At 68.6% G+C, this 13,578-nt stretch carries 14 protein-coding genes; 9 read left to right on the top strand and 5 right to left on the bottom strand.

Annotated elements, in window-relative coordinates; all coding sequences use genetic code 11:
* Positions 1 to 142: 142 nt before the first annotated feature.
* The 4 genes from ACE3QC_RS08220 to ACE3QC_RS08205 all read left to right on the top strand — a co-directional run bounded on the left by ACE3QC_RS08220 (position 143) and on the right by ACE3QC_RS08205 (position 5,680).
* Positions 143 to 1,528 (top strand): O-antigen ligase family protein, encoded by a 1,386-nt coding sequence (locus ACE3QC_RS08220; protein ID WP_374407118.1) that lies wholly within the window; start codon positions 143 to 145, stop codon positions 1,526 to 1,528.
* An 81-nt stretch (positions 1,529 to 1,609) separates the two neighbouring features.
* Entirely contained in the window at positions 1,610 to 2,320 is a 711-nt protein-coding gene (locus ACE3QC_RS08215) for a polysaccharide biosynthesis/export family protein (protein ID WP_374407116.1), read from the top strand.
* Between the two features lie 11 nt (positions 2,321 to 2,331).
* Positions 2,332 to 4,482 carry a GumC family protein gene (locus tag ACE3QC_RS08210; protein ID WP_374407114.1) on the top strand — a complete coding sequence of 717 codons (2,151 nt, stop codon included), beginning with the start codon at positions 2,332 to 2,334 and terminating at the stop codon, positions 4,480 to 4,482.
* Entirely contained in the window at positions 4,439 to 5,680 is a 1,242-nt protein-coding gene (locus tag ACE3QC_RS08205; protein WP_374407112.1) for a hypothetical protein, read from the top strand. Before ACE3QC_RS08210 ends, ACE3QC_RS08205 begins: the two co-directional genes overlap by 44 nt.
* A 12-nt stretch (positions 5,681 to 5,692) precedes the next feature.
* Here ACE3QC_RS08205 and fabI read toward each other — a convergent pair whose 3' ends face one another.
* The 3 genes from fabI to ACE3QC_RS08190 are packed head-to-tail and all read right to left on the bottom strand — an operon-like array spanning position 5,693 to position 8,556.
* Positions 5,693 to 6,499, bottom strand: coding sequence for an enoyl-ACP reductase FabI (gene fabI, locus ACE3QC_RS08200; protein WP_374407111.1), 807 nt, complete (start codon positions 6,497 to 6,499; stop codon positions 5,693 to 5,695).
* Positions 6,496 to 7,557, bottom strand: a complete 1,062-nt coding sequence (locus tag ACE3QC_RS08195) for a YihY/virulence factor BrkB family protein (protein ID WP_374407109.1) — start codon at positions 7,555 to 7,557, stop codon at positions 6,496 to 6,498. Before ACE3QC_RS08195 ends, fabI begins: the two co-directional genes overlap by 4 nt.
* A 24-nt stretch (positions 7,558 to 7,581) precedes the next feature.
* On the bottom strand, positions 7,582 to 8,556 hold the full coding sequence (locus ACE3QC_RS08190; RefSeq protein WP_374407107.1) for a DnaJ C-terminal domain-containing protein: 975 nt from the start codon (positions 8,554 to 8,556) through the stop codon (positions 7,582 to 7,584).
* Between the two features lie 175 nt (positions 8,557 to 8,731).
* Here ACE3QC_RS08190 and pdxH point away from each other — a divergent pair, with 175 nt between their 5' ends.
* Both pdxH and ACE3QC_RS08180 read left to right on the top strand, forming a co-directional pair.
* The gene (gene pdxH, locus ACE3QC_RS08185) at positions 8,732 to 9,364 is read left to right on the top strand and encodes a pyridoxamine 5'-phosphate oxidase (protein ID WP_374407105.1); all 633 of its coding nucleotides are present in this window, start codon (positions 8,732 to 8,734) and stop codon (positions 9,362 to 9,364) included.
* Positions 9,365 to 9,378: 14 nt separating this feature from the next.
* The gene (locus ACE3QC_RS08180) at positions 9,379 to 10,185 is read left to right on the top strand and encodes a PhzF family phenazine biosynthesis protein (RefSeq protein ID WP_374407103.1); all 807 of its coding nucleotides are present in this window, start codon (positions 9,379 to 9,381) and stop codon (positions 10,183 to 10,185) included.
* On the opposite strand, the gene ACE3QC_RS08175 is transcribed toward ACE3QC_RS08180, so the two are convergent.
* A complete protein-coding gene (locus tag ACE3QC_RS08175) occupies positions 10,170 to 11,297 on the bottom strand; it encodes a serine hydrolase domain-containing protein (RefSeq protein ID WP_374407101.1) in 1,128 nt (375 codons plus the stop codon). The genes ACE3QC_RS08180 and ACE3QC_RS08175 overlap by 16 nt on opposite strands.
* A 35-nt stretch (positions 11,298 to 11,332) precedes the next feature.
* On the opposite strand from ACE3QC_RS08175, the gene ACE3QC_RS08170 reads away from it, so the two are divergent.
* The gene (locus ACE3QC_RS08170) at positions 11,333 to 11,683 is read left to right on the top strand and encodes a hypothetical protein (protein ID WP_374407099.1); all 351 of its coding nucleotides are present in this window, start codon (positions 11,333 to 11,335) and stop codon (positions 11,681 to 11,683) included.
* On the opposite strand, the gene mnmA is transcribed toward ACE3QC_RS08170, so the two are convergent.
* Entirely contained in the window at positions 11,650 to 12,837 is a 1,188-nt protein-coding gene (gene mnmA, locus ACE3QC_RS08165) for a tRNA 2-thiouridine(34) synthase MnmA (RefSeq protein WP_374407097.1), read from the bottom strand. The two genes, ACE3QC_RS08170 and mnmA, sit on opposite strands and share 34 nt — an antisense overlap.
* A 95-nt stretch (positions 12,838 to 12,932) precedes the next feature.
* Here mnmA and ACE3QC_RS08160 point away from each other — a divergent pair, with 95 nt between their 5' ends.
* Together ACE3QC_RS08160 and ACE3QC_RS08155 are read left to right on the top strand one after the other, a co-directional pair.
* Positions 12,933 to 13,247 (top strand): hypothetical protein, encoded by a 315-nt coding sequence (locus ACE3QC_RS08160; protein ID WP_374407095.1) that lies wholly within the window; start codon positions 12,933 to 12,935, stop codon positions 13,245 to 13,247.
* Positions 13,247 to 13,546 carry a DUF1153 domain-containing protein gene (locus ACE3QC_RS08155; RefSeq protein ID WP_374408029.1) on the top strand — a complete coding sequence of 100 codons (300 nt, stop codon included), beginning with the start codon at positions 13,247 to 13,249 and terminating at the stop codon, positions 13,544 to 13,546. Before ACE3QC_RS08160 ends, ACE3QC_RS08155 begins: the two co-directional genes overlap by 1 nt.
* Positions 13,547 to 13,578 lie beyond the last annotated feature (32 nt).

Raw genomic sequence — 13,578 nt, 5'->3', positions numbered from 1 at the left:
ATCGGCGCGCGATCTCAACATATTAAGCACGTGCGATATTAAGCATGCGGGGCCGATCGACGGCGGACCAGTCGGCTTGACATCGCGCGCCGCCCCCGCGAGAGCGGCGAACCTTTCCCGGCCCGGCAACCGAAGCGATCCGATGACTCCAAGCCAAGCACGATCGCGCTCCCGACCGCTGTTCGCGTGGACGGTCTTCGGCCTCTTCGCGCTGCTCGTCGCCTTGCTCGGCGGCAGTTCGCGCCCCGACGCGGTGCAGATCCTCGCGCTGCGCCCGCTCGCGGCGCTGTTCCTCGCGCCGGTGCTCTATTTCTGGGCGTGGCCGCACATGCGCGACATGTGCACCCCTTTCCTCTTGCTGGCGGCGCTGACCGCGCTGATCGCCATCCAGCTCGTGCCGCTGCCGCCGGGACTGTGGCAGGCGCTGTCCGGCCGCGGGCCGGTCGCCGAGCTGGATGCGGCGCTGGGAACCGCCGGGATCTGGCGGCCGCTGTCGATGGTGCCGAGCCGGACGCTCGACACGCTCGCCTCGATGATCGTGCCGCTCACCGCGCTGGCGCTGATCGCCATGCTGCGCATCCGCCGCAGCGCGCTGCTCTACACGGTGGTCGCACTCGGCGGCGTCAGCGCGCTGCTCGGCCTGCTCCAGATCGCCGGCGGCGACGCGCTGTATTTCTACGACAGCGCCAATCGCGGATCGCCGATCGGGTTCTTCGCCAACCGCAACCACGCCGCCGTGTTCTACGCGATGACGCTGGTGACGCTCGCCTACCTCGCGACCGCGCCCGACCTGGGCCGCCGCCCGCCGTGGCACAACATCCTCCTCGGTGTACTCGCGGTGCTGGTGCTGCTCGCGGCGCTGCTGACCGGGTCGCGCGCCGGGCTGCTCGCGCTCGTGCTGGCGCTGGCCGCAGGCGCGGGGCTGTTCCGCGCGCGCCATGTCCGGCGCACCCGCGCCCGCCAGGCGGATGCGACGGAGATTTCCCCCGTGCTCGGACTCCGGCTGGCGCTGGGGCTGGGCGTCGCGGCCGTGGCGGGGATCGTCGTACTGTTCTTTGTGTTCGATTCGATTCCCGCGCTCGACCGGCTCGCGGAGCAGGGGCTGGCCGACGACATGCGGGGCCAGTTGGCCCCAATCCTGTTCGAGATGATCGGCCGCTACGGCCTGACCGGCAGCGGCTTCGGCACCTTTGAGGAAGTCTACCACATCAGCGAGCCTGCCGCGCTGATGCTGCCGCAGTACATCAACCAGGCGCACAACGACTGGGCACAATGGGTGATCGAGGGCGGGCTGCCCGCGGTCGCCATCGCGGCGGGCTTTCTGGTCTGGCTGGTGGGTGCGATGCGGGCGATCTTCCGCGGCCGTTATGGGTTCGTGCGCGGACTGCACTGGGTGACCCTCATCGCGATCGCACTCAGCGCCAGCCTGGTCGATTATCCGCTGCGCATTCCGCTGTTCCAGTTCGCTGCGGTCCTGTGGCTCGCCGCGCTGTGCCGCGAGCGGCGCCGGGCGCGCGACGGTTACTGAACGCCCTGCGGGGGGGAAAAGGTCTTTGCATAAGCCCTTGCCGACGATTAAGGCCGGGGTGCTCGGGACGTGAAGGATAGCATGACAAGCCTGATTGGAAGAGTACTGGTGTCGGTACTGGTCTCGGCATCGCTCGCCGCTTGCGCGCACGATCGGACCGTGGGCGCTGCGCCGGGTATCGAGGTGGCCGACGTCGCCACCTTGCCCGTGCCGCAGGATATCGGGGTCTACACCATCGGTGCGCAGGATACGCTGCAGATCTCGGTCATCGGATCGGAGATGCTCAGCGGCACGTTCCTGACCGACGAGGAAGGCTACCTGCAATATCCGCTCGTCGGCGACATCCTCGTTGGCGGCAAGACTCCCAGTCAAGCCGCGCGAATGATCGCCGATGGTCTGCGCGGCCGCTATGTCGTCAATCCCCAGGTGAGCGTGCGACCCGATGCGATCGCCGCGCCGACCATCTCGGTCGGGGGCGAGGTCGAAGCGCCCGGCACCTATCCGGCCGCCACTTCGGTCAGCCTAGTCCGGGCGGTCAACAACGCCGGCGGCCTGTCCGCCTATGCCAAGTCGGACGACGTACTGGTGCTGCGCACGGTCGACGGCCAGCGCTATATCGGGGCCTACAACATTGAAGCGATCCAGCGCGGGAACTACGACGATCCGGCGATCTATCCGAACGACGTCGTGACCGTGGGCGATTCCCCGTTCCGCCGGACGCTGGAGACGGTGCTGCGGTTCGTTCCCCTGCTTTCGACCAGTGTGATCCTGTTCGACCGGGCTGGGAGCTGATGCGAGCCGACATGAACGACACCACGCACTTTCGCGATTCATCTGGCACGGCCGCCGAGAGCGTGTCCGCCCAGGACGCGTTCCGCCGCGATCTCGAGCGGTACTGGCTTCAGGCGCGCAACCTGCGCTACTGGTTGCTGGGCATCCTCGCGCTCGGCCTGCTCGCCGGCGTCGTCGTCACGATGCTGTCGACCGAACTCTACCGCGCCAGCGCGCGGATCGAGATTTCGCGCTCGTTGCAGAACGTCACCGAGGCCGAGCCGCTCGAACTCGATGGCGGAGGGTCCGACAACCAGTATTACGTCACGCAGTACGAATTGCTCGAATCGCGCTCGCTGGCGCAGCGCGTGGTCGACGAAGGCAATCTCACGCGCGACCAGGCCTTCCTGCGCGCGTTCGGCATGGGCAATGGCACCGGCGTCGCGCCCGGCGCGATCGAAGGGGTGCTGCTCGGCAATATAACGATCGAACCGGTCGAGAATTCGAGCCTGGTCGACATCAGCTTCTCCAGCCCCGATCCCGAGGTTTCGGCCAACATCGCGAACCTGTGGGCGCGCCAGTTCCTCGCCGCCAATTACGAAAAGCAGTTCGGCGCCAACATCGAGGCGCGCCAGTTCCTCGAGGACCAGATCGAGGAACTGCGCGAGCGCCTCGCGCTGTCGGAGCGCGAGCTGATCGACTATGCCAACGCGAACGGGATCGTGATCCTCGATTCCGGCGGCGGTGGCGCCGACGGATCGGATACCGCCAGCCAGACGCTGATCGGCTCCGAGCTCACCGCGCTCAACGAAGCGCTCGCCACCGCGACCGCCCGGCGTATCGCCGCGGAAGCGGCGCTGCGCGCCGGCGCGCAGGGCGAGAGCGCGCAGGCGGCGTCCGTCAGCCTGCGTTCGCGGCTCGCCGACGCCCGCGCCGAGCTCGCCGAGCTGCGGTCGCGCTTCGGGCCCGAATATCCCGAGATCGAAGCGAAGGAAGCCGAAGTCGCCTCGCTCGAGCAGGCGCTTTCGGGCGAAAGCAGCTTCGGCTCGGACGCCTCGCGTGCCGCGTTCCGCGCGGCCTCGATGGAAGAGAGCCAGCTTCGCGCGCAGCTCGACCGGGCGCGCAATTCCTATCTCGGGGAGCAGAACGAGAGCATCCAGTACGGGATCCTCAAGCGCGAGGTCGATACCAACCGCCAGCTCTACGATGCGCTCCTCCAGCGCTACAAGGAGCTGGAGGCGGCCGGCGCGGGCAAGAACAACATGACGTTGATCGATGCCGCGCGGGTGCCCGGCGGCCCCTACGCGCCATCGCTGGCGATGAACCTGCTGTTCGGCCTGCTCGCCGCGCTCGTGATCGCGATGATGGTGGTCTACGTCCGCGAAGTGCTCGACCAGACGCTGCGCGATCCGACCGATCTCGACCGGCGTCTCGGCCTCGCGCCGCTCGGCCTCATCCCGCGGGCGAATTCGGAAGACATCATGGCCGATCTGGAGGAACGCAGCTCGGAGATCAGCGAAGCCTATATCGCCGCGCGCACGAACATCACCTTCCTCACGCCCGAGGGTGCGCCGTCCTCGTTCATGCTCACTTCGACCCGGCCGAACGAAGGCAAGAGCTTTTCGGCGGTTGCGCTCGCGCGCAGCTTCAGCGGGCTCGGCAAGAAGGTTCTGCTGATCGACGCGGACCTCCGGCACTCGGCGCTCGACGATTTCGTCCACGTCGAAAGCAGCGAAAGCGCGGGGCTCACCGGCTTGCTTACGGGCAACGGCGACTTGCGCGATGCGGTCGTCGCGGTCCCGAAGCACGGGTTCGACGTGCTGCCGTCGGGCCGCCGTCCGCCGAACCCGGTCGAGCTGCTCGCGGGCACGCGCCTGCGCGAGATCGTTCGCGAGGCTACCGGGCACTACGATCACGTGCTGATCGACGGCGCGCCGGTGCTCGGCCTGGCCGATGCGCTCGAGGTGTCGAAGGCGGTCGAGGGCGTGATCTTCGTGATCGAAGGCAACGGGGTCAATTTCCGCGGCATCGAGAACGCCTTGGCGCGCCTGCGCAGCGCCAACGCGCATATCTTCGGCGCGATCGCGACCAAGCTCGATCATCGCAACGCCAGCTACGGCTACGGCTATGGCTACGGTTATGGCTACGGATACGGCGAACCGCACGATGGCCGCCCGGCCTAGGCCGGGGGCGCGACCCGAGGCTGCGGCGCGCTTCCGGCCCGGCCGGGCGGCTGTGGTGGTGGGGATCGCGCTGGTCCTCGCGGCGGCGCTGCTCGCCCAGGCGGTCACCGGCGCCCTCGCGGGACGCCAGCCGCTGATGGCCGCCCAGCTGCCGGTGCCCAACGGCGCGGCTGACGAACAGGTCGCGATGATCCGCCACACGGCGGCCGTGATGAGCGGCCTCGATCCGCAGGAGGCTGCGCGACAGGCTCGCCCGCTGGCGCTGCGCGCGCTGGCGCACGATCCGCTGGCTCCACGCGCGATCGCCATCGCCGCGCTCGCGACCGAAGACAGCGCGGCGCGGCGCGCGATTCTCGACGCGGGCACGGCGATCAACCGCCGCGACCTGCTGCTGCAGGGGCTGACGCTCGAGGACCGTGCCGCGCGCAACGACTATCGCGGTACGATCGAGACGCTCGACGCCCTGTTGCGGGTCCATCCCGAACAGCGCGACCTGATGTTCCCGCTGCTGCTCCAGGCGCTCGCTCAGGATGCCGCGGTGCCCGAGTTCGTGCGCTTCCTCGACGGCAGCTCGGTGTGGCACCGGACGTTCCTGCGGCACGCCGCCGGACAGGCAGAAGTGCTGCCCAATCTCGGTGCATTCCGGCTGGCCAGCCGGCTCGACGATGCCCCGTTCGACCGCAATCTGGTCATCGGGCTCGTCGCCCAGGGTGAGCTCGACCTCGCCTATCGCGTCTACAACCGCGCGACGGGCAAGCAGATCGGCCCGCTCGCCCCCGGTCCGATCGACTGGAGCACCGAGCTTCCGCCATTCGACTGGCAGTTCCCCAGCCAGCGCGGCATGCGCGTCAATCCGCAGCCGGAGAACGACCGGATCGAGCTCTACGTGCGCGGCGGACAGGGCGGCGTGATCGCGCGCAAGCTGGTCCGCAATCCGCGGGCCGATTTCGCGATTCGAGTGAACGAGAACATATCGCCGCCCGGCGCGGTGAGCGACCTGCGCCTGCGCCTGCGCTGCCCGGGCAGCGGCATCTGGCTGTTCGACCGCGCGTTCGCGGACGGGGCGCAGACGTTCGCGATCGACTTGCCGCCGGCCGACTGCCGTTTCCTCTCGCTGGAAATCCACGCCCGCGCGTGGAGCGGTCAGCCGCCGATCCAGGGCACGATCGACCGCCTCGAAATCATCGCGGCGAACTAAGGCTCGCCCGCCTTAGGTGTCCAGCGCGATATCGGGCGCGTCTTCCTGCTTCATGCCGACCACGTGGTAGCCCGCATCCACGTGATGCGTCTCGCCGGTCACGCCGGAGGACAGGTCGGACAGGAAATAGAGCCCCGATCCGCCGACATCGTCGATCGTCACGTTGCGGCGCAGCGGCGAGTTCAGCTCGTTCCACTTGAGGATGTAGCGGAAATCGCCGATCCCACTCGCCGCCAGCGTCTTGATCGGCCCTGCGCTGATCGCGTTCACCCGGATGTTCGCGGGCCCCAGATCGTTGGCGAGATACTGCACGCTGGTTTCCAGCGCCGCCTTGGCGACGCCCATCACATTGTAGTGCGGGATGACCTTTTCCGCGCCGTAGTAGGTCAGCGTCAGGATCGAGCCGCCGTTCGGCATCATCTCAGCCGCGCGCTTGGTCACGGCGACCAGCGAATAGGCGGAGATGTTCATCGTCATCAGGAAGTTGTCGAGGCTGGTGTCGACGTATCTTCCGCGCAGCTCGTTCTTGTCCGAAAAGCCGATCGCGTGGACCACGAAATCGATCGTCTCCCAGCGGCTCTTCAACGTTGCGAACGCGCTGTCGAGCGCGGCCATTTCGGAAACGTCGCACTCGAAGGTGAAATCACTGCCGAGCTGCTCGGCGAGCGGCTTCACGCGCTTCGCCAGCGCCTCGCCCTGATAGGTGAACGCCAGTTCAGCGCCCGCCTCGCGCAGTTTCTTCGCGATGCCCCAGGCCAGCGACTTGTCGTTCGCGAGGCCCATGATCAGCCCGCGCTTGCCAGCCATCAACCCGTTCATGCCGTTTCCTCTTTCGTTTCCTGTTCGGCCGCTTCCTGGTCGCCTTGCACGCGGCGGCGCGCATCGGCCCGCCGCCGGTCGTCCGCCTGGCCGATGCGGTTCTCCTCTTCCTCGGGAGTCTCGGCCATGGCGGCGTTGAGTTCGGCGCCGATCACCACCCCTAGGCCCACGAGGTAGAAAAAGAAAAGCGCGATCATCATGCCCGCGAGGCTGCCGTAGGTCGCGTCGTAGCTGAAAAAGCTGCGGATCACCGGCGGCAGCGCCAGGGTCACCGCGACCCACCACAGCGTGGTCGCCAGTGCACCGGGCCATTTGGGATAGCGCCGGTCGCGATAGGCCTTGGGCGCGAGCGTCAGGAACAGCAGGTAGAGCGATCCGAACAGCCCGAAGGCGGGGATCAGCCGCGTGATCTGCAATTGCCCGATGACGTGCGACAGCCAAGGAAAATAGGCGTCGATGACTTCCTGTGCCGCGCCGATCGCCACTTGCGCGATCAGCGACAGCATGAGCAGCACCACCGCCGAAACGATCACGCCGGCCGAGAGCAGGCGGTATTTCCAGAACGCCTGCGTCGCCGATGTGCCGTAGGCGCGGCGCAGGATGTCGCGGATCGTCTCGATCAGGCTGGAAACGGTCCACAGCGCCACGATGCCGCCGACCCACAGCAACAGCCCGTTGCGCGCCTGGACGACCTCGCGCGCGACCGGCTCGATCACGTTGCCCACGATCGGGGGCAATGCGGACAGCACTGCGTCGATCGTCGCCGCGCGCTCGCCGTTTTCGCCCAGGATCGAAAAGATCGCCGCGCCCAGCACGAAGAAGGGGAAGATCGCCAGCATCGCCATGTAGGCGAGGTTGCCCGCGTGGATGAACCCGTCGTTGTAGGCACCCACAAGCACGCGCTTGCCGACCGAAAAGGCGCGCGTGCCGGGCCCGACCCGCTCGGCCACCGCGCCGCGCAGCCCGTGGCGCGCGGCGATCGCATCCTTGCGCCGCTCTTCGGGCGACAGCGTGTGGACGACGCGCTCTTCAGGAGCTGGCAGGATGTCTTCGCTCATGGGACCGTTATGCAGCGAGGGCGATCAGACCCCCAGATCGGCGCGCGGATTGCCGGTGTCCTGCCAACCTTCGAGCCGCTTGGCCAGTTCCGACACGTCGCCGGGCAAGGCGATCTCGAGCGTGACGAGCTGGTCGCCGCGCGTGCCCGACTTCGCCGAAAAGCCCTTGCCCTTCAGCCGCATCGTGGTGCCCCCGCTGGTGCCGGGCCGGATCGTCAGCATCACCGTGCCATCCACCGTGGGGCAGCGCACTTTCGCGCCCTCGACCGCTTCGGTCAGCGTGATCGGCAGGTCGAGCCGCACGTCGTCGCCGTCGCGGCGAAAGAACTTGTGGCGATCGACCGCGATCGTGACCAGCCCGTCTCCCGTTCCGCCGGGCCCCTGCTCGCCCTTGCCCTTGAGGCGCATCTGCGTGCCGTCCTCGACGCCCGCGGGCAGCTTGAGGTCGATCGTCTTGCCGTCGGCGAGCGTGATCCGCTGATCCTTGCGCGCGGCAGCATCGGCGAAGGGCACGCGCAGGCGATAGCCGATGTCGGCGCCTTTTCGCGGCGGGGGCGGGGGGCGGCGCTGCTGGCCGAACCCGCCGCCGCCGCCAAAGCCGCCCGCGCGCCGTCCGCCACCGCCGCCGAACAGCCCTTCGAAGATATCGCCGAGGTCCGCACCGTCCTGCTGGAAGCCCTGGAAATCCTCCGCCCGGAAGCCGCGCTGGCCACCACCACCACCCGGCCTGCCGCCGCCGAAGCCGCCGCCGCCCATGCCGGCGAACGGATTGGCCGGGTTGCCGTCGCCGTCGATTTCGCCCCGGTCGAATTGCGCGCGCTTGGCCGTGTCGGACAGCAGGTCGTAGGCCTGCGTCACCTGGCTGAACCGCTCGGCCGCCTTGGGATTGTCCTTGTTGCGATCCGGATGCAGCTCTTTCGCCAGCTTGCGATAGGCGCTCTTGATATCCTTCTCGCTCGCACTGCGAGAGACACCCAGCGTTGCATAGGGATCGGCCATGGCGTGTTAGCTAGGTGAGGCAGTGGGCGGGCGCAAGCGGGCATGGCTTTCCTACCTGTCCGGCGGACGTTAGGACTGGCGCGATGACGCGCTTTCCGCTCCTTCACCCGGCTTCCGCTCGCCCGATCGTCGGCGCTCGCGGGCCGCGAACTTTTTTGCGCCAGGACAGTGTAACATGTGGTCCATGTCTCGGGTGCAAGCGATGAACGAGGAGCGGTCCGCGTTGCCCGAATCGGATCCGCTGGCGCTGTTCGACGCGTGGTTCGCCGAGGCGCGCGCGGCCGAGCCCAACGATGCCAACGCGATGGCGCTCGCCACCGCCACCCCCGATGGCGCGCCGTCGGTGCGCATGGTGCTCTTGAAGGGGCACGGGGCGGACGGCTTCACCTTCTTCACTAATGCCCAGAGCCGCAAGGGCGACGAGATCCGCGCCAACATGCAGGCCGCGCTGCTGTTCCACTGGAAGAGCCTGCGGCGGCAGGTGCGGATCGAAGGGCCGCTGGCCGAAGTGAGCGCGGACGAGGCCGACGCCTACTTCCGCTCGCGCGCCTTCGTCAGCCAGGTCGGATCGGCGGCGAGCGACCAGTCGCGCCCGCTCGATGCGCGCGCCACCTACGTCGCGCGGGTCGAGGCGCTGGCCGAGGCGTGCAAGGCCGCGGGCGAAGTCCCGCGTCCGCCGCACTGGACCGGCTTCACGCTCGCGCCCGAGCGGATCGAGTTCTGGCTCGACCGGCCCAATCGCCTCCACGACCGCCGCTTGTTCACGCGGGACGGCGCGGGGTGGACCAGCACGCTGCTCTATCCATGATCCTGGGAAAGCCCATGAGACTGCCCTACTGGCACGTCGACGCCTTCGCCGCGCGGCCCTTCGCGGGCAATCAGGCGGCGGTGATGCCGCTGGAGGAATGGCTGCCCGACGAGACGCTCCAGGCAATCGCGGAGGAGAACATGTTCGCCGAAACCGCCTTCGTGGTGCGCGACGAAAGCGGCGAAGCGGATTGGGAACTGCGCTGGTTCACCCCGGCGATGGAAATCCGCCTGTGCGGCCACGCGACGCTCGCGTCGGGCCATGTGCTGCTCGGGCAGGCCAATGACTTGACCGATGGCGAGCGGGTCACCTTCCGCACGCGCCGGGCGGGGCTGCTCGAGGTGCGGCGCAGCGACGCGGGTTACGAGCTGGCGCTGCCCGCGATCGCCACCGAGCGGTCGGACTGGCCCGAGGCGACCCGTCTGCTCGGCGCGCAGCCGCAAGAGGTCTGGCGCAGCCCCGACCGCTACGGAATCTACCTGTTCGACAGCGAAGAGGCGGTGCGCGCGCTCGATCCCGACCTGCGCGGCCTCGGCGCGCTGGGGGACGACCAGTTCATCTGCACCGCGCCGGGGGATGCCACCGACGTCGTCAGCCGCGTGTTCGTGCCGGGCGGCGGGGTGGACGAGGACAGCGTGACCGGCTCGGCCCACGCCGCGCTCACCCCGTTCTGGGCCGCGCGGCTCGGGCGTGGCAGCTTCACCGCGCATCAGGCCTCGCGCCGCGGCGGCGATCTCGCCTGCCGGCTCGACGGCGACCGCGCATGGCTCGGCGGCCCTTGCGTCACGGTGGTGGAGGGGACGTTCTACGTCGCGGGGTAGAGTTCCATTATATCGGCCAGCTCCTGCAGCATCGGCGGGCGCTGCTCGGCGTCCGAATGGCCGAGGCGGACCACGGTCAGCTTCTGCTCGGGCGAGACGAGGATATACTGCCCCATGTGGCCGATCGCGGCGAACATCGAGCGCGGCGCGCGCCCGGGAAACAGCGGGCTGGTGTCCTCGCCGGGAACCGGGCGATTGAGCCAGGTCTGCAAGCCGTAGTTCTCCTGCCTGGGGCTCGGCGCAGTCATCAGCTCGACCCACTTGCGCGGGACCAGCTGACTGCCGCGATACGAGCCTTTGTTGCGCAGGAAATCGCCGAAGCGCGCCCAGTCGCGCGCGTTGCCGTGGATCAGGCTGCCGCCGATCAGCGTGCCGCTCGCGTCGAATTCGGGGACCATCGATTCCATCGCCAGCGGGGTGAACAGCCGCGTGTCGAGATAGTCCGCCACCGCGCGCCGCCGCGCTTCGGGATCGTCGCTGCGCGAGAGCACCCGCGCGGCGATATCGGCGAGGATCACGCTGGTGGCGGAGGAATACTCGAATTCGCGCCCCGGCTCGGCCTCGAGCGGCTGGCTCTCGGCCCAGTCGGCCATGTCGTCGCGCCCGTCGAGGAACAGCATGCGCACCTCGGACGATTCGTAGGGGGGATCGCCGGCCTCGGTGTGGCGCAGCCCGCTGCGCATCTGGAGGAGCTGGCGCAGCGTGATCTCGCCGCGCGGGTCGCCGGGCCGCTGCCAGCGCGGGATCGGCGGCGATTCGTCGAGCGCGAGCCGACCGTCCGCGACCAGCATGCCGATCATTACCGCGGTCATCGTCTTGGCCATCGACCAACTGACGAAGCGCGTCTCGGCATCGTATCCCGGCGCGTAGCGCTCGGCGGCGATCGTGCCTCCGTGCATCACCACCAGCGCGCGCGTCTCGCCGAGCCCGTCCTTCGTGAACAGATCGTCGATCTGGCGCGCGAGCTGCTCGGGCGGCGCGCCGGGTTCCTCGGCCACCGCGTCGATCGCTTCCTGCGTCAGCGGTTCGGGCGGCGGTGGAGCATCGCTGCACGAAACGAGGGTTGGCAGCAGGGCGAGGCAAGCGATAAGGGGGGCAGGCCGCAGGCGCATGCGGCAATCCCTCGCGCAGCAACCCGGGCTTGGCAATGGCTAAAACTTCCAGGCGTACAGGACCGGCCCGGCGGCGGCGCTGGCCGCTGTTCGTTTTGCTGCTGGCGCTGATCGTGGCGGGAACGGCGTGGCACTATCGCGCGCCGATCGGCGGCTATTCGGGCATCGCCGCAGCCTATTCCGCGCGCGTCGCCTGCTCGTGCCGCTTCGTCGCCGGGCGCAGCCTGGAAGATTGCGAGAAGGACAAGCTCGCCGGCATGGAACTCGTCACGCTGAGCGAGGATGTCGAGGCGAAGAGCGTCACCGCGCGCTTCCCGCTGCTCGCCAGCGAGACCGCGACCCTGCGCGATGGTTATGGCTGCGTGCTGGAGCCGTGGGCCGGCTGATCGGCCACGCCTTCGGTCGAATCGATCCACCCGCCGCCGACCACCCGCTCGCCCGCGTAGATCACCGCCGCCTGCCCCGGCGCGACGCCGTATTCGGGCTCGGCGAAGCGGATTGTGCACGCCGCGCCGTCGCCCAGCGGCCCTTCCAGCGTGACCGGGACCGGCCGGGCGAGACTGCGGACCTTGGCGGTCAGCGGCGTATCGGGCAGCGGGCCGATGCGATTGGTCTCGATGATCCGCGCTGCCGTTACGCCGAGCATCCGGCGCGGGCCGACTCGCACGCTGCGGTTCTCCGCATCGATCCCGACCACATAGAGCGGCTCGGCCTGCCCGCCGATCTCCAGCCCTTTGCGCTGGCCCACGGTGTAATGGACAATGCCCTTGTGCCGCCCCAGCGTCTCGCCGCTTTCGGCATGAACGATCGGGCCGGGCTCGCCGCCCGTGGGGCGCAGCGCCTTCACGATTTTCGCGTAGTCGCCGTCGGGCACGAAGCAGATATCCTGGCTATCGGGCTTGGCCGCGTTGCGCAGGCCCGCGTCTTCGGCCAGCCGGCGGACCTCGCTCTTGGGCAGACCGCCCAGCGGAAAGCGCAAATAGGCGAGCTGGTCCTCCGTCGTCGCGTAGAGGAAATACGACTGGTCGCGCGCCGGATCGTGCGCTCGATGAAGCTCTGGGCTTACCGCGCCCGCCACGCGCCGCACGTAATGCCCCGTGGCGAGGCAATCCGCGCCCAGTTCGCGCGCCATGCGGAACAGGTCGGTGAACTTGGGCCCCATGTTGCAGCGGATGCACGGCACCGGGGTACGCCCGGCGAGGTAATCGTCGGCGAAGGTTTCGACCACGTCCTCGCGGAACGCGCTCTCGTGGTCGAACACGTAGTGCGCGATGCCGAGCCGGTCGGCGACGCTGCGCGCATCGGCGATGTCGTCGCCCGCGCAGCACGCGCCCTTGCGCCCGGTCGCCGCGCCGTAATCGTAGAGCTGGAGAGTGACGCCGATCGTTTCGGCCCCGGTCTGCGCGGCGAGCGCGGCGACGACCGACGAATCGACCCCGCCCGACATCGCGACTACGATCCGGCATTCGCCTGCCGGGCGCGGCAGGTCGAACAGCGCTGCGGCGTCGGAGGGGGGGGAAAGGCGGGCGGGGGCGTTCATCCGCGCGCCCATACACGCAGGCACGCGATCCATAAACCCGCGTGTCGCGCGCGGCCTTTACCCGATGTTGACCAAGCCGGGTGTAGGACGGGGCCATGTTCGAAGGGCAGATCGTTCCCGCCTCCACCGGATCCCTGGGCGATTCGACGGGCGAAGACGCCGCGTTGCGGGTACCGGCCTGGCCGGACCTCGTCGCGCGCCTCGCCGCGGGGCATGAACTGCGCCGCGCGCTGTCGCATGCCGCGAAGCATCCGGCGGGAAATTTCGATCGCTTCGGCACCAGCGGCGAGGGTTATCCGGAGCGAAGCCAACTCCTCGTTAACCCTGATGATTTAAGCCATGGCAAAGGCCTCAGGGGCATGGTCTTTCCCGCCGCAAGTGACGTGGCAATGGCGAGCCGAGAAACGTGATGATCGAAAACCAGAAAATCCGCCCCGACCACGTGATCGGCCCGCTCGGTGAGCCGCTCACGATCGAGGATCTGCCGCCTCGCAACACCAAACGCTGGGTCGTGCGCCGCAAGGCCGAAGTCGTGGCCGCGGTCAACGGCGGGCTGTTGACGATCGACGAAGTGCTCGACCGCTATGGCCTCACGCTGGAAGAATTCGCCTCGTGGCAGCGCGCGGTCGACCGTTCGGGGATGCAGGGCCTGCGCGTCACCCGCATCCAGCATTACCGCGATCTCTACGAGCGCCAGCTAAAGTACTGAACACCTCCGATTTATCCCCCGCCCTACCGTGC

This window comes from Pelagerythrobacter sp. (assembly GCF_041912895.1).
GTDB lineage: Bacteria > Pseudomonadota > Alphaproteobacteria > Sphingomonadales > Sphingomonadaceae > Pelagerythrobacter.
The sequence above is the reverse complement of the archived record's forward strand: the minus strand, read 5'-3'. Positions and strand labels throughout refer to the sequence as shown.

What these genes read in the sequence shown, in the direction of transcription:
- mnmA (WP_374407097.1), bottom strand. Translation starts at nt 12,837, where the DNA reads ATGAACGCCCCCGCCCGCCTTTCCCCCCCCTCCGACGCCGCAGCGCTG.
- pdxH (WP_374407105.1), top strand. Translation starts at nt 8,732, where the DNA reads ATGTGGTCCATGTCTCGGGTGCAAGCGATGAACGAGGAGCGGTCCGCG.
- ACE3QC_RS08190 (WP_374407107.1), bottom strand. Translation starts at nt 8,556, where the DNA reads ATGGCCGATCCCTATGCAACGCTGGGTGTCTCTCGCAGTGCGAGCGAG.
- ACE3QC_RS08195 (WP_374407109.1), bottom strand. Translation starts at nt 7,557, where the DNA reads ATGAGCGAAGACATCCTGCCAGCTCCTGAAGAGCGCGTCGTCCACACG.
- ACE3QC_RS08220 (WP_374407118.1), top strand. Translation starts at nt 143, where the DNA reads ATGACTCCAAGCCAAGCACGATCGCGCTCCCGACCGCTGTTCGCGTGG.
- ACE3QC_RS08210 (WP_374407114.1), top strand. Translation starts at nt 2,332, where the DNA reads ATGAACGACACCACGCACTTTCGCGATTCATCTGGCACGGCCGCCGAG.
- ACE3QC_RS08175 (WP_374407101.1), bottom strand. Translation starts at nt 11,297, where the DNA reads ATGCGCCTGCGGCCTGCCCCCCTTATCGCTTGCCTCGCCCTGCTGCCA.
- fabI (WP_374407111.1), bottom strand. Translation starts at nt 6,499, where the DNA reads ATGAACGGGTTGATGGCTGGCAAGCGCGGGCTGATCATGGGCCTCGCG.
- ACE3QC_RS08180 (WP_374407103.1), top strand. Translation starts at nt 9,379, where the DNA reads ATGAGACTGCCCTACTGGCACGTCGACGCCTTCGCCGCGCGGCCCTTC.
- ACE3QC_RS08205 (WP_374407112.1), top strand. Translation starts at nt 4,439, where the DNA reads ATGGCTACGGATACGGCGAACCGCACGATGGCCGCCCGGCCTAGGCCG.
- ACE3QC_RS08160 (WP_374407095.1), top strand. Translation starts at nt 12,933, where the DNA reads ATGTTCGAAGGGCAGATCGTTCCCGCCTCCACCGGATCCCTGGGCGAT.
- ACE3QC_RS08155 (WP_374408029.1), top strand. Translation starts at nt 13,247, where the DNA reads ATGATCGAAAACCAGAAAATCCGCCCCGACCACGTGATCGGCCCGCTC.
- ACE3QC_RS08215 (WP_374407116.1), top strand. Translation starts at nt 1,610, where the DNA reads ATGACAAGCCTGATTGGAAGAGTACTGGTGTCGGTACTGGTCTCGGCA.
- ACE3QC_RS08170 (WP_374407099.1), top strand. Translation starts at nt 11,333, where the DNA reads ATGGCTAAAACTTCCAGGCGTACAGGACCGGCCCGGCGGCGGCGCTGG.